Source organism: Halovivax limisalsi (assembly GCF_023093535.1).
Lineage (GTDB): Archaea > Halobacteriota > Halobacteria > Halobacteriales > Natrialbaceae > Halovivax > Halovivax limisalsi.
The window spans coordinates 1,295,067-1,314,032 of the sequence record NZ_CP095757.1 but is presented as its reverse complement, the minus strand read 5'-3'; the positions used below and the strand labels follow the sequence as shown (position 1 = coordinate 1,314,032).

The 18,966-nt window shown below is 69.5% G+C and carries 25 protein-coding genes; 10 read left to right on the top strand and 15 right to left on the bottom strand.

The window, feature by feature from the left end:
• Positions 1-160: 160 nt before the first annotated feature.
• Positions 161-670 (bottom strand): DUF5797 family protein, encoded by a 510-nt coding sequence (locus tag MXA07_RS05855; protein ID WP_247731112.1) that lies wholly within the window; start codon positions 668-670, stop codon positions 161-163.
• 202 nt (positions 671-872) lie between these two features.
• The gene (locus MXA07_RS05850) at positions 873-2,171 is read right to left on the bottom strand and encodes an MFS transporter (RefSeq protein ID WP_247731111.1); all 1,299 of its coding nucleotides are present in this window, start codon (positions 2,169-2,171) and stop codon (positions 873-875) included.
• Positions 2,172-2,306: 135 nt separating this feature from the next.
• Between MXA07_RS05850 and MXA07_RS05845 the strand changes: the two genes are divergently transcribed.
• Both MXA07_RS05845 and MXA07_RS05840 read left to right on the top strand, forming a co-directional pair.
• Positions 2,307-2,561 (top strand): DUF5789 family protein, encoded by a 255-nt coding sequence (locus MXA07_RS05845; RefSeq protein ID WP_247731110.1) that lies wholly within the window; start codon positions 2,307-2,309, stop codon positions 2,559-2,561.
• 88 nt (positions 2,562-2,649) lie between these two features.
• Positions 2,650-2,958: a transcription factor S gene (locus tag MXA07_RS05840; protein ID WP_247731109.1), complete on the top strand. Its 309-nt coding sequence runs from the start codon at positions 2,650-2,652 to the stop codon at positions 2,956-2,958.
• Between the two features lie 262 nt (positions 2,959-3,220).
• Here MXA07_RS05840 and MXA07_RS05835 read toward each other — a convergent pair whose 3' ends face one another.
• From MXA07_RS05835 to MXA07_RS05825, 3 genes are all read right to left on the bottom strand, one after another.
• A complete protein-coding gene (locus MXA07_RS05835) occupies positions 3,221-3,952 on the bottom strand; it encodes a 50S ribosomal protein L11 methyltransferase (protein ID WP_247731108.1) in 732 nt (243 codons plus the stop codon).
• Positions 3,953-3,959: 7 nt separating this feature from the next.
• Positions 3,960-4,331 (bottom strand): nascent polypeptide-associated complex protein, encoded by a 372-nt coding sequence (locus MXA07_RS05830; RefSeq protein WP_247731107.1) that lies wholly within the window; start codon positions 4,329-4,331, stop codon positions 3,960-3,962.
• Positions 4,332-4,455: 124 nt separating this feature from the next.
• Entirely contained in the window at positions 4,456-4,935 is a 480-nt protein-coding gene (locus tag MXA07_RS05825; RefSeq protein ID WP_247731106.1) for a PUA domain-containing protein, read from the bottom strand.
• A 124-nt stretch (positions 4,936-5,059) separates the two neighbouring features.
• On the opposite strand from MXA07_RS05825, the gene MXA07_RS05820 reads away from it, so the two are divergent.
• Entirely contained in the window at positions 5,060-5,242 is a 183-nt protein-coding gene (locus MXA07_RS05820) for a hypothetical protein (protein ID WP_247731105.1), read from the top strand.
• Between the two features lie 112 nt (positions 5,243-5,354).
• On the opposite strand, the gene MXA07_RS05815 is transcribed toward MXA07_RS05820, so the two are convergent.
• From MXA07_RS05815 to MXA07_RS05795, 5 genes are all read right to left on the bottom strand, one after another.
• Positions 5,355-5,852 (bottom strand): LabA-like NYN domain-containing protein, encoded by a 498-nt coding sequence (locus tag MXA07_RS05815; RefSeq protein ID WP_247731104.1) that lies wholly within the window; start codon positions 5,850-5,852, stop codon positions 5,355-5,357.
• A gap of 216 nt (positions 5,853-6,068) precedes the next feature.
• A complete protein-coding gene (locus MXA07_RS05810) occupies positions 6,069-6,893 on the bottom strand; it encodes a M48 family metallopeptidase (protein WP_247731103.1) in 825 nt (274 codons plus the stop codon).
• A 225-nt stretch (positions 6,894-7,118) separates the two neighbouring features.
• Positions 7,119-7,619 (bottom strand): DUF7344 domain-containing protein, encoded by a 501-nt coding sequence (locus tag MXA07_RS05805; RefSeq protein WP_247731102.1) that lies wholly within the window; start codon positions 7,617-7,619, stop codon positions 7,119-7,121.
• Positions 7,620-7,877: 258 nt separating this feature from the next.
• Positions 7,878-8,543: a helix-turn-helix domain-containing protein gene (locus MXA07_RS05800; RefSeq protein ID WP_247731101.1), complete on the bottom strand. Its 666-nt coding sequence runs from the start codon at positions 8,541-8,543 to the stop codon at positions 7,878-7,880.
• Between the two features lie 65 nt (positions 8,544-8,608).
• Positions 8,609-9,271 (bottom strand): helix-turn-helix domain-containing protein, encoded by a 663-nt coding sequence (locus tag MXA07_RS05795; protein WP_247731100.1) that lies wholly within the window; start codon positions 9,269-9,271, stop codon positions 8,609-8,611.
• 74 nt (positions 9,272-9,345) lie between these two features.
• Between MXA07_RS05795 and MXA07_RS05790 the strand changes: the two genes are divergently transcribed.
• Entirely contained in the window at positions 9,346-10,326 is a 981-nt protein-coding gene (locus MXA07_RS05790) for a DUF8054 domain-containing protein (protein WP_247731099.1), read from the top strand.
• Between the two features lie 118 nt (positions 10,327-10,444).
• Here the strand turns inward: MXA07_RS05790 and MXA07_RS05785 are convergent, their stop codons facing one another.
• Positions 10,445-10,618 carry a glycine zipper domain-containing protein gene (locus MXA07_RS05785; RefSeq protein WP_247731098.1) on the bottom strand — a complete coding sequence of 58 codons (174 nt, stop codon included), beginning with the start codon at positions 10,616-10,618 and terminating at the stop codon, positions 10,445-10,447.
• Between the two features lie 136 nt (positions 10,619-10,754).
• Positions 10,755-11,420 carry a hypothetical protein gene (locus MXA07_RS05780; protein WP_247731097.1) on the bottom strand — a complete coding sequence of 222 codons (666 nt, stop codon included), beginning with the start codon at positions 11,418-11,420 and terminating at the stop codon, positions 10,755-10,757.
• Positions 11,421-11,664: 244 nt separating this feature from the next.
• Between MXA07_RS05780 and MXA07_RS05775 the strand changes: the two genes are divergently transcribed.
• Entirely contained in the window at positions 11,665-12,153 is a 489-nt protein-coding gene (locus MXA07_RS05775; protein WP_247731096.1) for a hypothetical protein, read from the top strand.
• A gap of 109 nt (positions 12,154-12,262) precedes the next feature.
• Here MXA07_RS05775 and MXA07_RS05770 read toward each other — a convergent pair whose 3' ends face one another.
• Together MXA07_RS05770 and MXA07_RS05765 are read right to left on the bottom strand one after the other, a co-directional pair.
• Entirely contained in the window at positions 12,263-12,763 is a 501-nt protein-coding gene (locus tag MXA07_RS05770; RefSeq protein ID WP_247731095.1) for a hypothetical protein, read from the bottom strand.
• 40 nt (positions 12,764-12,803) lie between these two features.
• Positions 12,804-13,118 carry a YbjQ family protein gene (locus tag MXA07_RS05765; RefSeq protein WP_247731094.1) on the bottom strand — a complete coding sequence of 105 codons (315 nt, stop codon included), beginning with the start codon at positions 13,116-13,118 and terminating at the stop codon, positions 12,804-12,806.
• A 163-nt stretch (positions 13,119-13,281) separates the two neighbouring features.
• On the opposite strand from MXA07_RS05765, the gene MXA07_RS05760 reads away from it, so the two are divergent.
• From MXA07_RS05760 to MXA07_RS05740, 5 genes are all read left to right on the top strand, one after another.
• Entirely contained in the window at positions 13,282-14,004 is a 723-nt protein-coding gene (locus MXA07_RS05760) for a DUF5518 domain-containing protein (RefSeq protein WP_247731093.1), read from the top strand.
• Positions 14,005-14,120: 116 nt separating this feature from the next.
• The gene (locus MXA07_RS05755) at positions 14,121-14,594 is read left to right on the top strand and encodes a redoxin domain-containing protein (RefSeq protein ID WP_247731092.1); all 474 of its coding nucleotides are present in this window, start codon (positions 14,121-14,123) and stop codon (positions 14,592-14,594) included.
• Positions 14,595-14,796: 202 nt separating this feature from the next.
• A complete protein-coding gene (locus MXA07_RS05750) occupies positions 14,797-15,270 on the top strand; it encodes a metal-dependent transcriptional regulator (protein WP_247731091.1) in 474 nt (157 codons plus the stop codon).
• 133 nt (positions 15,271-15,403) lie between these two features.
• A complete protein-coding gene (locus tag MXA07_RS05745) occupies positions 15,404-16,045 on the top strand; it encodes a DUF7998 family protein (RefSeq protein ID WP_247731090.1) in 642 nt (213 codons plus the stop codon).
• A gap of 142 nt (positions 16,046-16,187) precedes the next feature.
• Positions 16,188-16,517, top strand: coding sequence for an antibiotic biosynthesis monooxygenase family protein (locus tag MXA07_RS05740; RefSeq protein WP_247731089.1), 330 nt, complete (start codon positions 16,188-16,190; stop codon positions 16,515-16,517).
• 143 nt (positions 16,518-16,660) lie between these two features.
• On the opposite strand, the gene MXA07_RS05735 is transcribed toward MXA07_RS05740, so the two are convergent.
• Positions 16,661-18,925 (bottom strand): PAS domain S-box protein, encoded by a 2,265-nt coding sequence (locus MXA07_RS05735; RefSeq protein ID WP_247731088.1) that lies wholly within the window; start codon positions 18,923-18,925, stop codon positions 16,661-16,663.
• Between the last annotated feature and the right edge of the window lie 41 nt (positions 18,926-18,966).

Sequence of the window (18,966 nt, the reverse complement as noted above, 5' to 3'; positions counted from 1 at the left end):
CACAGCCAGCGCGAATCCAAACACGTCGCCTGTGGGCGTGGACGAGACCGGACGAACGCTCCAGACGCTCGCGAGCGACCCCGCCGACGATCGCGAGGTCGGCGAGCCGGGGTGATCGCCACCCGACGGGGTCGAAGCGGGCGCCCCGTACGCCGACGGCTCACGCGGATTCCGTGACGTTCACGTCGATATCGGATCGCTCGGCCGCCAGGCGGTACGTCGGCACCGTCCGGTACTCCACGTCGACGACGCCCGTCCGTCGCAACCGCTTCAGGCCGGCACGCACGTCCTCGACGTCCGGATCGAAGTCCGTCTCCGCGCGGACGCGCTGGAGGATCGCGACCACGCTCGCCGATCGCTCGTCGGGTCCGGGGACGACCGAAAGGATCGCCGACTGCAACTCGTCGACGCTGATCTTCGAGGGGATCGATCCGCCCTCGGGGTCGCTCTCGACGCCCGGCTCGACGTCGACCAGGTCCGCCGCCTCCGGGGTGGCCCTGATGAGGCTGTCGTCGTCGCGGAAGTAGTACTCGGACAGTTCCGACTCGAGGTACTGGTGGACGTCGCTGCCGCTGTCGAGTTCCCACCGGTCCTGGAGCTCGCTGTTCTTCGTCGGTTGGAGCTCCACCACGTCCGCGAGTCGATCCAGCGCCTCCTCGGAGAGGGTCATCGTCACCCGTTACGCCGATTCCCCACTTCTACATTGCGAACTTTTTGCGGTTCGGGTGCGCGAAGCGCACCGCTCACCGCAAAAACTTCGATGAAAAAAAGGCCGGCTCAACGGGCTCCGCCCGTTTCGCCGGTGAACCTCGCTCGCGACGCTCGCTCGGATACGGCCGACATGGGAGCCCGGTCACCGTTCCACACTAGGCTCAGCCGTCTATATCGACCGACCTGTCCCCGTCGTCGAGCGTCTCCTCGACCTGCGTGGCGACGAGGACCGCGCCGAGCGCCGCCAGTCCGGCGGCGAAGGCGAACGGGACGACGAAGCCGAGCCCGACGAGGAAGCCCGAGACCAGGGGGCCGATGGCGATGCCGAAGCCGAAGGCCATCGTGAGCACCGACAGCGTCGTCCCGGATTCGCCCTCGGGCGCGAGGTCGCCGGCGAGCGCGAGCCCCGGGGCGAAGACCATCGCGCCAGCGATCCCCTGGCCCAGTCGGGCGAGGAGCATCGCACCGGAGGTGGTGACGACGCCCTGGGCGAGCGTCGCGGGGACGAGCAGGACCATCCCCCAGAGGATGAACGGCCGACGGCCGACCCGATCGCTCGCGCTCCCGATCGGCGTCTGGAGGACGATCTGGGCGAGGACGAACGCCGAGAACTGCAGGCCGAACCAGGTCGAGCCCTGGCCGAGGCGAGCGTTGACCTCGTTCTGGATCGGCGCGAAGACGGCGATCCCGATCGTCATGAACAGCGTCGCCAGGCCGAGCGTGATGACGGGGTTCAGCAGGTGCTCGCCCCGGGGATCGCGCCATCGGATCGACGGCGAGCCGCCCGCCGCGGCCCGGGTGCGTTCCGGGTCGGTGATGAGGACGCCCACCATCGCGAAACTCACCAGCGCCGCCGCGGTGGCGATCAGGAACGTAAGTTCGAACCCCGAGAGCACCAGCCCCGCGTCGCCGAGCGAAACGTCGTACGGACCGGCCGAGACGATCGCGCCGGCCACGACGGGGCCAGCCCCGAACCCGACCAGCCGGAAGGTGTTGTAGACGCCCATGCTCCCGCCGCGCCGGCCGGTCGCGGCGAGTTCGTTCACCAGCGCGACCGACGTCGGGACGATGAACGCCACGCTGACGCCCTGCAACGCTCGGATACCGACGAGGGCGACGTAGGAATCGGCGAACAGGTAACTGAAATTCGTCGCCGCCAGCCCGCCCAGCCCCACCAGAATGTAGCGCTTTCTCGCCCCGTGGCGATCGGAGAGCCGGCCGGAAAACGGCTGTGCGAGACTGTTGAGCAGGCCGTACAGCGAGAGGATGATCCCGATGATCATCGCCGGCGCGAGGCCGTACGTCGCCCCGGTGACGACGTCGCTCGCGACGTACAGCGGGATCACGATCACCAGAAACGAGTTCCCGACCCCGTCGGCGAGTCGCGCGAACGCCAGGGCGAACACCCGCGGATCGACGTCGAACATCGACCGAACGCCCTGCCGGACCGACCGTCGCATTCACCGACGCTTCGAAGCCCACCGCCATGATGGTTCTGAAGGCGACGATGCGTCGTTCCGGCGACCGGACTGCCCGCCTGACTGTCCACCTCGATACGAATTCCGTTCTTGGCGCTGGCGCGCGGAGCGGTACGCATGGTCACGATCCAGCTGAACGAATTGACGGACCGACTGGAGACCCTCTCGTACCCCGCGTCGAAGCGGCGCGTCTCGGACGAGATCGGCGAGACGACGCTGCAACTGGCCGACGGCGAGACGACGATCGACGAGACGCTCGAGCTGGTCGGCACGGACCGATTCGACAGCGAGAACGAACTCGAGTCGGAGCTCCTCGGCTCGCTCCCGCGCTCCGCCGTCGGCGAACCGTACCAGTCCGAAGGCGAGGGCTAACCCACCGCGGTGAGCGGACCCGCCGCCGACCGTCGCCGGCGGCCAAACACGCCGCTTAAGTCACTCGCCGGGCCAGGTACTCGCAAGGATGGAGTTTTGCGACGACTGCGGCTCGATGATGAAAGCCGACGACGGCCTGTGGGTCTGTGGCAACTGCGACTACACGAAACCAAAAGGCGACACCGACGCCTACGTGGTCACCGACGACCAGGAGGCGAGCGAAGTCATCGAATCCTCCGACGAGACGTCGCTGCCCGAAACGGACGAACGGTGCCCCGAGTGCGGCAACGACCGCGCCCGCTGGTACCTCCAGCAGATCCGCTCGGCCGACGAATCCGAGACCCGATTCTTCATCTGCACCGAGTGCGAGCACAAGTGGCGCGAGGACGACCACTAACGAACTTTTTCTGCGTCGGGTTCGCACTACGCGCGAACCACTCCTTGAAAAACTTCGATGAAAAAGGGCCGCGAGCGCGGCCGCGCTCGCGGTGAAACGGCGCGCGAAGCGCGCCGTATGCAACCGACCACACCGAATGGTTGCACGGCTATAGAAAGCCGTCGAGCCGTCGGTATCGACCAGAACCGTAGAACACCGAAGCGAGGGAATATTGCGTCGATTCTCTCCAATCGAGGGAATTCGTTCCGTAACGGTCGAGACGTCAGTCGTTGCGCGCGATCGTGAGATAGCCCGTGTGCCCGACCGGGGCGGTCGAGGGCCGCGAGCCGCGGTCGTCGAAGTCCATCTCGCGCTGGATGGTCTCGCGGGTCCGAACGTCGGCGAGACCGGCCTCGGTAGCCGCCTTGACTACCTCGCGGGTCGTCTCGACGAAGGGGCTGTAGACGGCGAGGAAGCCGCCCTCCACGAGGAGGTCGGGAGCGCGTTCGACGATCGTCGGGGCGTCGCCGGTGTCGAGCGTGAGAACGTCGAAGGGGTCGGCGTCGGCGACGGCGTCGAGTTCCGCGGTCAGGTCGCCCGTCCTGACGTCGACCGAGTCGGAGACGTCGCCCAGTTCCATGTTCTCGCGGGCGACGTCGGCGAAGTCGGGGTCGCGCTCGTAGGTACAGACCGACGCGCCGACGCGGGCCATCGCGGCCGCGAGGACGCCCGTCCCGGTGCCCGCGTCGAGGACGCGATCGCCGGTGCAGACGCCCGTCTCGCCGATGATCAGGCCGACGTCGCGCGGGACCATCGGGGCGCCCGTCCGCTCGAAGTGATGAAAGAGGTCGGGACCGCGAAGGCGTCGGACGCGGAACTCGGTGCCGAGGTGCGTCTCGATCGTCTGGCCCGGTTCGACGTCCGCGGGGACCTCGAGCACGCCGAGGTCGGTGCCGAACTCCTCGCCCGGTTCGACGAGGTACTCGCGGTCCTCGTAGACGACGAGGACCGTCACGACCGGCTCACTCCAGCCGGGCGACGGCCGCCGCCAGGTCGCCGTCGGTCGCTTCCAGCGCCTCGCGCGCCGCGTCTTCGCCGGCGCCGGTCCGCGTCGCGACGAGTTCGACGTCCTCCTCGTCGAAGCCGCCGGCGCTCGCGCCGCCCGCTTCGTCGCCGCCGGCGCCGCGCTCGCGCTCGTTCGGCGAGCCGATGACCTGGTAGGTCTCCTGGCCGCGGGCGTCCATCTTGGTGACGTCCGGCGACTCGAAGACGAGTTCGCGGTCGGCCGTCCGGATGATCACCTCCTCGGCATCGAGTTCGTCCATGTCGATGCCCATCTGGTCCATCATCTGTTCCATCTTCCGCGGGTCGAGTCCGCCGCCTCCCCCGAACATACTCGTTGGGTTGCCACGCGCGGGCAAAAGGCTGACGACAGCGATCGAGTCCCTGACCGACGATCGGACCGAATCCTCGACCGCCGGGCGATCGCCTCCCCGCGGCGGTCGACCGCGCGACGGGTCAGGCGTCGGCCGCGCCGACGCTCTCGCGCACCTTCACCGCCATCCCCGTCTCGAAGTCGCGGACGGATTCGGCGTCGAGTTCCGCCCGCCCGACGGCCAGCAGCGTGTCGTCCTCGTGTGCGACGACGACTTCGTCGCCCGTCCGGATCGCCGGATCGACGTCGCAGACGAACTTCGCGAAGACGTTCTTGCCGTCGCGGACGAACGGTTCGCTCTCGTCGTCGACGATCACGCGCGCCCGCGGCGCGTCGAACGTCGATGCGAGTCGTCGCCCGCCCTCGATGCCGAGCGTGAAGCGGCCGTCGGTGCCGTAGGAAACCACGCGGTCGCCGTCGACGTGGACCTGCTGGGGGCGCCCGCTGCCGGTTCGCGTGATCGTCCGCGATTCGCCCGGCGCGAAGAGGGCGCGTCCGGCGCCCGCGCCGAACTGGTAGTCGGCGACGACGCCGAGCGAGTCCACCGCAGTGGCGTCACTCATCGTTGCTCCCTTCGTCGTCAGTTCCGAAAGTCTATCGACTCGTCCGTTCACATTTTGCCACCGGCCGGTGGATCGAGCCGAATCGATGAGGTTATTGCCGGTCTCGACGTACGACCGGTAGTCAATGGACGAGACACAGGTAGGGCTCGGGGTCCTCCTCCTGGGGGCGGCGTGGCTACTGGTCCTCGGCCGCTCTCAGCCGATCTCGGAAGCCGTCCTCTACGGACTGTCGGGACTCGCGATCGCGCTCACCGTCGGCGCCGTCGCGATCGCCGCGATCCGGAATCGAGAGTCACACGTCGCCTGACTCGGCCGGCACGAACACTTCGGTAGCCGTGAGCGGGGCGGACGGCTGCCGTATCGACGTTCGGGAGCGTGCCGCTATCGTCGAGCGTGTGCTGGCACCCGGGACCGGCGCCTCAGAGGAGGAATCGGTCGCTATCCGTCTCGAGATCGAGAAAGCTGTCCGCGGCGTCGACCAACTCCTCCGCGGTCGAGGACTCGAAGGCCATCACCTCCGGCCGGACGCCCTCGTGCCTGAGGTGCGAACACAGCCGCGAGAAGTCGCCGTCGCCGGTACAGAGGACCATAGTGTCGACGTGATTGGCCAGGGTGACGGCGTCGAGGCTCATCCCGACGTCCCAGTCGGCCTTCTTCGAGCCGTCGGGAAACCGCTTGATGTCCTTGATCCGCGTCTCGAACCCGATGTCGACGAGGGCCTCGAAGAAGCTCTCCTCTTCCGGTGAGTCCGCCCGGATGACGTAAGCGATCGCGCGCGTGAGCTGTCGGTCGGCGACGGCGGCTTCGAGCAGTGCGGCGTAATCGATGTTGCGACTGTGGAGACTCTGGGCGGTGTGATAGAGATTCTGCGCGTCGACCAGCACGGCGACCCGCTGGCCGGGGTGCGAGACCGTCATACCCTAGGGTTTTCGGGTGACGGTAAAGGCGTTGCGACGCAGCGACCCCGGGCGGGCCCGCCGCGGGCGTCGACGATCCCGTTGCGACGCGAGCGGTGACCGGCGGCGGCACTCGCGGACGTCACGGTGCGGCGATGGACTCGACCCGCAGGATTCGGACACGCGGGCGAACGCGATACGAACACCCTCGGCGGACCGATCGTCGCTCGACGGGCCTCAGCTTCGGAGCTTCGCGATGCGCTTTTCGGTCGGTGGGTGCGTCGAGAAGATCGACTGCAGCAGGCTGCGATCGGCGTTGAAGATACACAGCGCGGCGACCGTGTCGTTGGTCTGCTGTTCGCGACCCTCGGCGCCGGCGGAGATCTTCTCGAGCGCACGGGCCAGCGGGTCGCCGCTGCCGATCACCTGGCGGGCGTCTTCGTCGGCGGCGTACTCGCGGTACCGGGAGATGGCCATGACGAAGATCATCACCAGCAGGTTCGCGATCTGGGAGGCGACCATCGCGAGGATCCAGGAGCCCATGTTTCGCTCGCCGCCGAAGAGGACGGCGAAGTAGGCGACGTAGCCGACCATCATCCCGATCGACTGGCCGACGACCATGGTGATGACGTCGCGGTTTTTGATGTGGGCGAGTTCGTGCGCGATCACGCCCTCGAGCTCGTCGTCGTCCAGGATCGCCATGAGTTCGTCCGAGACGACCACGACGCCCGCGCCCTTGCGCCCGACGGCGAAGGCGTTGGGGACGCCCATCTGCTGGCGCATGAGCCGGGGCTCCGGGACGCCCATGTCGCGTGCCAGCGACTCCGTCATGCGGTGGACGTGCTGGTACTTGCGGTTCTCCGGCATGTCCTCTGCGCCCCTGGTCGCCATCCACTTGCCGAGTTTGTACTGGATCGGCGGGACGATCAAGACGCCGGCGAGCAGGACCGGCAGCAGTCCGATGCCCGTCATCGCCGAGATGAACGTGGCGGCCAGGAGGTAGAATCCGAACAGGATCGCGCCGACGACCACCATTCGAATCTTCAGGCCGAAGTCTGTCATGGGTGCGAATAGGTCAGCGAACGGCATAAGTTACGCGATTCGGTGTGTGATCAAATGCCACGCAGAAGAACGGGGCGTCACAAATCACGGGGCGGAACGAAGTAGGTGGCAGACGTGCGCGACCGTCGTCAGCAGCAGCTGCACTCGGTCCGTCTTCAGGATCCCGTTGCGGGGAGATCCAGCGGATTCGAGGATCGAATCCCGCCGGCGGCCAGCGAGACGAACCTACCGGGAGTCGACCGTCCGAACGGTCTGGCGCTCGACGGACGCGCCGGTTTCGAGCAGCGTTTCGAGGGCCGATTGCATCCGTCGGAACGCGGCCGTCGGCCGGACTCGCTCCCGATCGCGGTCGAACCGCACCAGTCCCGCGGCGGCGAGGCGCGGAAGGTGATTGTGAACGAGCGAGACGGTCGCTGACCGAAGTGCACCCGCCGAAACGGTCGCTTCCGACGGTGGCGTATCGGCGTCGCCGGCGAGCGACCCGTCGAACGACGCCGGTGAAACCGCGTCGTCCCGGCGAACGAGTTCGGCCGCGAGCGGCTCGACCCTGAGGTCGTCGCCCGTCGCACAGAGCGCCGACAGGACGACGCGACGGTCGGGGTGGGCGAGTACCTCGAACAGGTCGGTGGTGCGGACCGAGGACGGTTCGGCGGCCGTCCCGTCCGCGCGAGCGTCGCCGTCCGACCGACTGGGGGTCCGGGGGTGGCCGGTATCGTGATCGGTCATCGCTAAGGAATTGGACCGTGGCGGGAAGCCCGTCGTGCGGTGAGTTCGAGGCCATTTAAGTGGCCGCGGAAGTTCCCACGGGCGAACGATGTTCGTGACAGGGCCACGGCACGAATCGCCGGAGAGCATCGCGCTCCGTGAGCGGCGCGCGTGCGAACGGCGCGCGACAGCCCGGGCCGATCGCGTCGAACGGGGCTCACGCGGCACGCAGTCGGCGGGTTCGAGCGATCCGTCGGACGCGAAACGGGACGTCGGCCATCACGTCGAGCCGCGATCGATGCCGGCGGTGGCGATCGTGTTACTCGTCAGCGCCTTCGTCGCTCTGCGCAGTCGCTCGGAGACGGAGTTGGTCGAGATGTCAAGCGCCGCGGCGAGGTCGTCGATCTGGGCCTCCCGCGGGACGTCGAAGTAGCCCAGTTCGAGCGCGGTTTCGAGGACTTCGCGCTGGGCCGGCGTCAACCCGTACACCCGGTCGAGAGCGGCCGATGCCTCGGAGAGGCGGCGGAGTTCGACGTCGAGATCGTGGTCGTCGGCGTAGGCCTGGAAGTCGGCCAGGGCCTCTCGCGCGGTGAATTTGAGGGTCAGTTCCCAGGCGGCCGCCGTCGCGCTCGCCGTTTTGAGCACGCCGTGGCGATCGATGATCGCGTCGACGAAGGCCGTCACCCGCTCGCCCCAGTGAATCGTCGCGTAGGCGGTCTCGTCGGCGACGTCGATCAGCGAAACCGACTCGACTGCTGGGTCGGCCCGCATCGTCTCGGCGGCCGCGACGGGATCAGGCGCCACCAGCCAGACGGCCGGCATCACCCACTCGCGACTGTGACTCGCCAGGCGCTCGACCTCGATCGACGCGGTCGGATGCGCAGCGAACAGTCCCGCGAGCGCGAACGACTCCGCCGGGACCGATACCGTGGCGATTACGCTCATACGGATCCTCCCACGCCGAACCGGGTAATACGGCGGGACCCGAGCCGCCTGAACGGCCCGCTCGGTTACTCCGCATCCGACGGGGTCGTGATCGCGATCGTGTTCGTCGTCAGCGCCGCGGTCGCGCGACGCAGGCGCTCGGAGACCGCGTTCGTCGAGACGCCGAGCGCGCCCGCGAGGTCGTCGATCTGGGCCTCCCGCGGAACGGCGAAGTAACCCAGTTCGAGGGCCGTCAGGAGGGTTTCGCGCTGGTTCGTCGTCAGCCCGTACTCGCGGTCGATCGGGACGGACGCGTTCGTAACCCGTCGCATCGTGTACGAGTAGCCCCACTCCTCGAAGTGCGTCTGGAAGTCGGCGAGGGCGGATCGCTCGACGAACTTCAGCGTGAAGTACCAGATCGCGTCGGCCGCTCGGGCCTCCTGGATCAACCCCTGTCCGTCGATGATCGCGTCGACGAATCGCGTGACGGTCTCGCTCCAGACCACCGCGACGTAACTAACGTCCTCCTCCCCGTCGATCAGGTCGAGGTCGGCGACGGCGGAATCGCTCCCCAGGGTCGACTCGACCGCCGCGGATTCGAGCCCGCTGACCCAGACGAACGGCATCACCCACTCGCGGCTGTGACTCGCCAGGCGATCGACCTCGAGGACGAGGTCGGGTGCGGTCTCGAACGCGTCCGCGAACGCGAACTCGCTCGCCGGTATCGTAAACTCGATCGTCACGCTCATACCGGGAGAGACGGGCCGCGCAGCGATAACGGGGTCGGGCGGGTTTTTGTCGCTGGGCGGTGGAGGATCGGGCAATGGCGTCGGCGGTCGACCGACTCCGGGATCCGGCCCACACCGGCGCGAACCGGTGTCTCCCCTGTACCGCGGTGAACATCGGGCTCGCGGCCGTGGCCGCCCTCGCCGTGGCCACGGTCTCGGTCCCGCTGGCACTCCTTGGGTTCGCCCTCGCGATCGCGACGATCGCGCTTCGGGGGTATCTCGTTCCGGGGACCCCGCAGCTCACCGCGCGCTACCTGCCGGATCGCGTACTGGCGTGGGTCCACGACGCGGACGGATCGGGGCCGTCAGCGGCAGGAACCCCGCAGGCCGGAGCGAGCGCCGTCGACTCGCCCGAGTCCGACCGCGACGCTCGCGTCGACGGCACCACGTTCCTCGTCGGTGCGGGGGTCCTGACGACCGAGTCGCGGGATCAGGAGTCACGGCCCGGTGAACGGGGTGCGCCGGACGAGGAGGGTGAGGCGGGCTCGAAGGGGACGGCCCGCAAGCTGACGGGCGAATTTCGCGCTCGCGTCGCGCGGGAACTCGATCGCCTCCCGCGTGCGGACACACTCTCGGGGGCGGACGGCGGGAGCGAGGGCATCGGGTCGCGCCGACGCCGCCCGCTCGCCGACCTGTTCGACGCGGCGCCGGGCGACGTGGCCCCGGCGGATCGGCCCTATCCGGCCGTCCGCGTCGGCCACCGGGTTCGGGGCTGGCCGTCACCGGCCGCGCTCCGGTCGGACCTGGCGAGTCACGCGGTCCTCGACGCGCGGACCGATCGCTGGCGGGAGATCCCCGTCGACCAGCGCGTCGAACTGCTCGAGACGATCCGGTCGCACTTCGAGCGCTGTCCGGACTGCGACGGGGCGATCACGGTCGACGAGACGCCGGTCGAGTCCTGCTGCGTCGATTCGACGGTCGCGACCCACCGGTGTTCGTCGTGTGGCGCCCGGCTCCTCGAGTTCGACCCCGACAGGGCGGACGTCGATACCGACCGCCCCAGCGGGCTGAAGTGAGCGTCGCGATCCCCCGCGACGCAGTCGACGTCGACCGCGGGACGCGTTTGGGCGGAGTCCCCGTCCGCGATCGGTCCGCCGACCCATCCGCGGCGGAGTCGCCAGCCGACGCCGCCGCTCAACGATTCTCCAGTGCGGCCCCGATCGCGACGCCGAGGCCTATCCCGACGGCGAGTCCGACCGCCAGCTGGTCCGTCGCCACGCCGATCGAGACGCCGAGCGCCGATCCGATCGCGATGCCCAGGGCCAGGTACTCGCCCTCGCCGTCGGAATCGTCGGTCCGATCCGTCATGCGGAGACGTTCGCTCGCGCCGATATAAAGACGGTGTCGAGTACCGAACCGACCCCGACGGTGGGTGGACGCCGGGGGCCGGCGAGACCGGGATGGACGGTTCCGTTCTGCGACCCGGGACACGCCGAGAGCGGGCCTACCGGTCGGCCTCGATCTCGAACTCCGCGGGGCTGGCCGCGTCGCCGCCGACGGACGCGGAGACGACGTCCGGATCCGGCCCGTCGGGATCGTACGAGAGTCGCAGAAGCAGGTTGACGGGGGTCATCGCGTCGCCGCAGGCCCGACTCTCCGGGGCGGTGCGTTCGACGGCGAACTCGACCTGGGTCAGGCCGTTCCCGCCCACGCGCGGGTCCGCGCCGAGTTGCAATTCGTAACACGTCTGGGGGCCCCAGGCCTGGACGAACAGCAGCCGTTCGCCGTCGTCGAACGCCGTCTCCTCGACGAACGTGGCGACCGCGTCCGGCGTGTCCTCACCGTCGGGTTCGAAGTAGCTGGTCGCGACGTCGCGACTGGCGACGAAGACCCCCCAGGGATCCATGTCGCTCTCGCGCTCGGCGTCGGGGACCGTCGCCTCCTCGCAGACCGCGAACGACTCGAGGACGGGAACGCCATCTTCCTCGGATCCGGCCGGCGATCCCTGCGGGTCGCCGGAGTGACCGGGGTCCGTGCCGTTCGCGTCCGTCTCGTTGGGGGAGGTCGAGTTCCCGTCAGCGGGGTCGGAGTCGCCGAAGGTACCGAGACAGCCCGCGACCGCCGCGGTCAGGGCCGTTCCGGCACCGGCGAGCACGTTTCGTCGATTCATGGTCGGCTACGTTCGGCTACGACCGTCCGCGATAAACCCCTTCGGCAAGCTCAAAGGACCCTTTCAGTTGATCGGGGGAGCGCCGCGGTGGATCCGCGGGGAACAGAAGTGAATCGGGAGAGCCCTGCGGTTCCAGACGCGCCCGAACCGGCGCGAGCGGATGGTTCGACGGGAGCCAGCCAACCGGTTCGATTCCGGACACGTTCGTCGGCTATTTGTCGGTGGGCACGAAAGGGCCGGTCGAATGCAGGGCGACTCGCCTCGACCCGATCGCCGGACGCGTCGACGGGTGCTCGCGGCGGGGGCCGGCGCCGTTTGCGGCGGCCTGGCCGGGTGCACCCGGGCGAGCGAGTGGCTCGTCGATCGCGTGGTCGGCGACGTCAACGTGTTCAACACGACCGGGGCCCGCGTTACGGGCGCACTCACGCTCGTGGATCCGGCGGGCGAGACGGTGCTCGACGAATCGCTCGCTCTGCCGGCCGACGACGGTGGCGAGTCAGACCCAGCGGCGATCTACGAGGAGACACTGACCGATCCGGGATCGTACGACCTCGCGGTCTCGTTCGGGTCGGCCGACGGAACCGAGAGCGGCTCGGTCGAGACCGCGATCGAGGTCCGCGACCCTGCGACCGAGCACGTGGTGGTCTTCCTGGGCGAGCGCTTTACGGATACGCCGGTCACGGTCAGGGTGGTCGAGGACTTCGCCGAACTCGAGTCGACGATCGAGGGGTGAGCGTGGACCGGCGACCGCGGTCAGGACGCGGGCACGGCGTCACGACAGGCGCGGACGCCAGCGTCTCGGCGCGGCGAGACAGGCAGCAGGCCGGTTGACGGCGGACGGGTCAGGAGTTTCGGACGTGGCGGTCGGGGACCGACGCGGCGTCCGGATCGTAGAGCCAGTAAAACGCCGGCACGTACGCGAGCCAGGCGAGGACGTACCCGACGCCGATCGCGACGATACCCGTATCGATCGCCTGGATCGCCCCGTCGACGAGGCCGATCGCGAGTACGAGCCCGACGAGGACGGGGACCGGCGGCTCGTCGAGCCAGTCGTAGACGACGCCGACGAGCGAGCCGACGACGTAACAGAGTCCGTAGCGGGCGAGGACGGCGCCGGCCGCGTAGAGCCAGAAGTAAAGCGCCGCGGTGCGACCGGGGTCGAGTCCGAGGAGGCTCGGGCCGACGCCGAGCAGTTCCACCATCGTCAGCAAGCGGCCGACGAACGCCTCGCGCACGGCGAGCAGGCTCGCGACGGCGAGGATCGCCGTCAGGAGTCCCACGACGCGACCCGCTTTGACGCCGGTGCGGGCCGGATCGACGCGTTCGATCGAGACGTCACTCATCGGATCGTCGGAGACGCCTCGCCGGACGGTTCGGCGCGGCTCACCGCAGGGTGACGGCCGTGCCGTACGCGATGACCTCCGAGCTCCCGCCGGCGATCTCCGAGGTCTCGATGCGAACGTTGACGATCGCGTCGGCGCCCATTTTCTCGGCGTCGTCGGTCATCCGGGCGATCGCCTCGTCGCGGGCGTCGGTCAGGAGTTCGGAGTAGGCTTTGAGTTCGCCGCCGGTGATGTTGCGGATGCTCTGGGTGATGTCGCGCCCGACGTTGCGCGCCTTGACCGTGTTGCCACGAGCGATGCCGAGCGCCTCGTCGATCTCTTCGTCCGGAATCGTCTCGGTGGTAACGACGTCCATGTGCGACCGTCGCTGCCGCGTACAGTTCAACCTTTCTATACTTGTCCAGCCGCTCGACCGCGTCGCACCCTGAGAGATCGGTCGGCGACGGGCGATCAGCGACCGACACCCCTCACCCCCGTACGCTCGTGGTTTTACGGCATTTCCCGTGTGAGTTGATGACATGGGCGAAACCTCGGGTCGGCGATCGGACGGCGAACGGGCGACTGACGGGCGGCGATTTCCCGCGATCGTCGACTGGATTCTGGGCGGGTTGATCGTCCTCGCCGGGTTGTTCGCGGTCGCAGGCGGGATCGCGCTGGCCGCGTTCGTCGATCGTGCGGCCATCGTCGACGGCGTCGAATCGGGGGAGGTGACGGTGATGCTGGGGACGGAGGAGCTCTCGCCGGCCGACTCGGTCGCGGTGACCGAGGCCGTGGTTCGGTGGACGGAACTCGGACTCGTCGTCACCGGCGCTGCACTCGTCGTCGCCGGCGTGGCGTTCGTCGTGCTGCGGCGGCGCGCTCACAACCGGGCGACGGGAGCGGATCCAGCGGATTCCGACGCCACGGCGGCCGTCATCGGCGCGGTCGCGACCGCCCTGTTCTCCTTTGCGGCTCCGGTGGCACCGGTGATCGGCGGCGCGGTCGCCGGTCACCTGGTACACGACGACTCCGGCCGGTCGATCGGCGTCGGCGCCCTCGCCGGCCTCCTCCCGGCGCTCGCGATCGCGATTCCGTCGGGATTCGTCCTGGCGGGCCTCGTCGACGGCTTGCTCGCCGTCGGCGAAGGCGGCTGGGCCTCGCTGCTCGCCGTCGTGCTGGTGCTGACGGTGCTGTTCGTGGCCGTGGTGAGCGCCGCCCTGGGCGCCGTCGGCGGCTACGTCGGCGGTCGACTGGCGGCGTGACATCGCTCTCCGGTCGACGCCGTGTGAACGCCGCCCGACCCGATCGACCGCAGCGCGACGGCGTGCGGAGATGTTCGGCCCGGCCTATTCCCCGCCGTGAGTCGAACGGTGGAGCGATGCTCGAATCAGGAGACGTTGCGCCGACGTTCGACGCGACGCGCGGCACGAGCGAGCACGAATCGTTCGCCCTCGAGGACCGACTCGGTGACGGGCCGGTCGTCCTGGCGTTCTTCCCGGGCGCGTTCACGCCTCCGTGCACGAACGAGATGGTCGCCCTGCAAGAGCGCCTGGCCGACTTCCGCGGCGCCGGAGCGACCGTCCTCGGGGTCAGCGCCGACTCGCCGTTCTGCCAGGGCGCGTTCCGCGAGGAGCACGGGATCGAGTTCGACCTCGTCAGCGACACGGCCGGCGAGGCCATCCGGGCGTACGGCCTCGAAATCGACATCGCTGACCTCGGCCTCCACGGCGTCGCGAACCGGGCGGTGTTCGTCCTGGAGGGTGACGGAACGGTCGCCTACACCTGGGTCGCCGACGACCCGACGACCGAACCGCCCTACGAGGACGTCCTCGAGGCGGTCAGGGGCGCGTAGGACCACCGGCGAAAACACCACGGCGGGCGGAAGAAACCAGTCGTCCGCGAACCCTCCTTCTACAGCGCCGACGGCCGCGTCCGAACGGCGAACAGCGACCGGTACCAGACCCCGACCGGGGCGTTCGAGGCCAGTGACCGCCTCGTCGGAGGCGAACCGATTCGGGAGGAGGGGTTTCACGGCCGCGCTCGGATGGGAGGCCATGGAAGCCGATACGCGCGCACCCGGGAGGACGGATCGGCCGGCCGCGATCGACTCGGTCGGGCGGCGCGAGGCGCGATACCTCTACGCCATCGCGGACGAATCGACGGGGCGAGACGGCCGGGTCACGACCGGCGACCTCCGGGCCGCGGTCGGGGTGACGCCGGCCAGCGCGTCACAGATGCTGTCGAAGCTGGGCGAGCGCGGCCTCCTCGACCGCGAGAAGTACCGGGGCGTCCGGCTGACCGAGCGGGGCGAGGCCGTCGCCGCGCGGGTCGCGTGGCGCGTCTGCGTCGTCTCGTCGTACTTCGAGTCGGCGCTCGAGGACGACCTCGACGACGAGCGGACCTTCGACCTCGCGGTCGCGCTGCCGCCCGCGGGACTCGATACCCTCCGCGACCGGGTCGAGACGGATTGTCCCGGCGTCTGTCCGGAGGCCGATACGGACGGCGGCGAGGCGTGTCCGGCCTGTTGAGGGCCCGTCCCCGGACCGATCATGATGCCCCGGCCCACTGCGTCGCCCGCGAGGGTGTCAGACCAGTCGAGCGGAGCGCGAGGCGAATATCTCCGGGAGTAGCCGTATCCCGGGTGAGAGCGAACCCGGAGACATGTCACGCTTCCCGTCTCCCTTCGGCGGCGGTTCCGACGGCCTGTTCGACCCCTTCGACGCGTTCGTCGCCGACCACGTCCCCTCGCCCGGTCCCTTCCTCGCGGAGCACGACGTCCTGTCCGGGATGGACCACGTCGCGTTCCACCGGGTGACCAGGGACGTCTTCGAGGCCCGCAAGGTCTACGACATGACGTTCAACTACAACCTGGCGGAGCTGAACCTCGACACCCGCCACGAGAACGCGGGCTATCGCTACGCGGTCGAACGGCCCGACGCAGCGGACGCCGTCGAGCGCGATCGGACGATCGACGGCGACGGCGTCGAACGCGTCCTCCGCGCGGAGTTCACCCCGACGACGCCGTTCTGCCCGCAGACCCACACCCTCACCATCGGCTCGTTCAGGGCCTGGAACGCGCTTTCCGACCGCCACGAGTACGACCTCGTGCGGGTCCGACCGGCGCCGATGCACCACCAGAGCGAGGCGATCCGCGACCAGCTCGAAGAACTCGAGGAGACGTACCTCGAGACCGGCGACGTGACGGCGGAGCCCGAAGACAGCGCCCCCGTCGGCTCGAACCCGATGGAGCGGGCCAGGGAGTCCGAACGGCCGAGCCGCGGATCGCCCGACGCCCCGTTCTGATCGGTACAGTCGGACGGTCGAACGAAACCCGACCGTCGGCGACATCCGTCGGAGGGACCGTTTTGTGACGCCCCGCCGCACGAAGATGTGCGGGTACAGGTTTCTACCCGCGCCGTCCCACCGTTAAGCCGGTGATACGCGAATGATCGTCGTCTCGAACCGCGTGCAGGTTCCGGCCGACCGCGTCGACGCGTTCGTCGATCGACTACGGACGAATCACGGCATCGAAGAGCGAGCCGGGTTTCGCGAGTTGCGGCTCCTCGCACCCGTCGACGCCGAGGGGTACGTCACCCAGACGGTCTGGGAGTCGCGCGAAGCGTACGAATCCTGGCGCGACAGCGTCGACTTCGATCGCGCCCACGGCGACGCGGACGCCGAGAGCGCGTTCGAGGCGCCCAACGAGGTCGAGATTCACGAGGTCGTCGCGGAGCGCGGGCCGGCCGAGCCCGCAAACGCGTCGACCGACGGCTGAGACGACTGCGAGGCGAGTCGAGCATCACGGTCGACTGCGAGGCGAGCGACACGAGGCCGGAACGGACGAGTGGGAACCAGGACCGGCCGGCGGTTCCAGGTCGCCGGTTCGGGCCACGCCACGACGTCGACGCCCGGGTCGACTCACCCCACGATCTCGACGCCCGTCACGTCGAACCTGGCGCCGCCGTCCTCGCTCTCGCCGACCTCGACCGACCAGCCGTGGGCCTCGGCGACTCGCGTCACGATTCCCAGGCCGAAGCCGGTGCCGTCGTCGGCCGTCGTGTAGCCGGTCTCGAAGATCGTCGCTCGCTCGTCGGGCGGGATGCCCGGTCCGTCGTCGGCGACGTAGAAGCCGCCCGGGCGAGCGCCGACGGTCACCGTGACGTCCGGACCGCCGTGGACGACCGCGTTCGCGAGCAAGTTCTCGAGGAGCTGTCGAAGCCGTCTCCGGTCCGCCATGACCGCGCGCTCGCTCTCGCGGCGCAGCGTCGCCGCCGCCGCGTCGATCGTGCGCCAGCACTGCAGGGCGAGGTGATCGAGGACGACCGGTTCGCGGTCGCCGATCGACTCCCCCTGCCGGGAGAGCGTCAGCAGATCGTCCACCAAGGCGTCCATGTGGTCGAGCGCCTCGGTCGCCTGCTCGAGGGCGTCGGCGCGGTCCGCCGACGCCGAAATGCGATCGAGGTGGCCGCGAGCCACCTGGAGCGGGTTCCGGAGGTCGTGAGAGACGACCGACGCGAACTCCTCGAGGCGCTCGTTGCGGTCGGCCAGCTCCCGCTCGCGCGCGGCCAGTTCCGCGGTCCGATCGACGGCGTCGAACGCCGCCTCGATCGAGCCGGCGAGGATCTCCCCGAGAACGACGTCCTCGTCGTCGAACGCGCGGGGCGTCTCCGAGGCGGCGATGAGCACGCCGTGGTCGCCGAGCGGCAGGATGACCTCGCTCTCGATCGGCGTCTCGGGGTTGGCCGCGTCCGGATCGGCGCTGACGTCGCCGGTGGCGTAGGGCTCGCCCGACGCGTAGACGCGCCAGGCGATGCTCTCGCCCGCTTCGAGCGTCGGCGGGTCCGCGAGGATGCTCGCACCCGGGTCGGTCTGGGCCACCGGGACGAGGCCGTCGGCCGCCTCGTCGTACCGGTGAATCGCCGTCGCCGCCAGCCCCACCACCTCCTGTGCGGCCCTGACGCCGCGATCGGCGACGGCCTGCTCCGTCTCGGCGCCCATCAACTCCTGGGACGTCTCGTTGAGCGCCCGCAGCGTTCGCTCGCGCTCGCGGTGCGAGGAGATGTCGCGGCCGACCCCGACGATCGCGGCGGGGTCGCCGCCATCGGTGACCAGGTCGCCGGTGAGTTCGTACGGCACGCACTCGCCGTCTGCGGTCCGTATCTCGGTCTCGATCACCTCGCTGCCGGTCGAACGAACCGTCTCGATCGCCGTCCGAACGCGATCGCGCTCGGTCGGCGGGAACAGTTCGACGGCCGACATCGCATCGAGTTCCGCGGGCGCATACCCGGTCGCGTCGGGCAGGCGGTCGTTGTACCACGATAGCGTCCCGTCGGGGTCGAGGACGTAGACGATGTCGGGCAGGAGGTCGAGCGCGCGATCGAGCAGGAGTCGCTCCTCGACCGCGGCCCCCTCGGCGCGGCGGGCGTCGACGTCCCGGACGGTGCAGACGAGCGTGTCGTCGGCGGTCACCGCGAGGTCGTGATCCTCGACGAACGTCGAACCGTCGGCCCGGAGGCCGGTCGTGTAGCCGCTCCAGCGCCCCGTCTCGTAGACCGTCGGCAGGATCTCCTCGCGAACCCGCGAGGCGTCCTCGGGCCGGTAGAGGCGCTCCCAGGACTCGCCGACGAGCTCGTCCGGCTCGTAGCCGTAGAGGCGGGCGTAGGCCTCGTTGACGTACCGAAATCGGCCGTCCGCGTCGAGGATGCTGATCCCCTCCGCGGCGGTCTCGATCGCGGTGAGGTGACGCTCGCGCTCGCGTTCGGCCCGGCGACGGTCGATCGCGTTCTCGACGCTGGAGCGGAGCGTGCGGGCGCCTTCGGCGGTCCCGCGTTTCGGTACGTAATCGTCGACGCCCGCGGAGATGGCCTCGCTCGCCACCGCCTCCGAGCCGTCGGCCGCGACGAGGACGACCGGTAGCCCCGGCTCGATAGCGCGCACGCGTTCGAGCAGCTCGATGCCGGTCACCCCCGGCAGATCGTACTCGGTGACGACGCAGTCGACGCCGTCCGGATCGGCCCGAACCGCGTCGACGGCCGCCTCCGGGTCGGCCGGTCGTTCGACGTGCAGGTCGTCGGTTTCGGCCAGCGCATCGGTGAGCGCCGAGGCGGCGCCGACGTACAGTACCGAGCAGCTCGCGTCCGCTCGCGACGCCGCGTCCGGCGCGATCCCCGCGTCGTCGTGCATATCGTCGGGGCGAGAGCGCCGAGTTGAAAACCTTGCGGTTT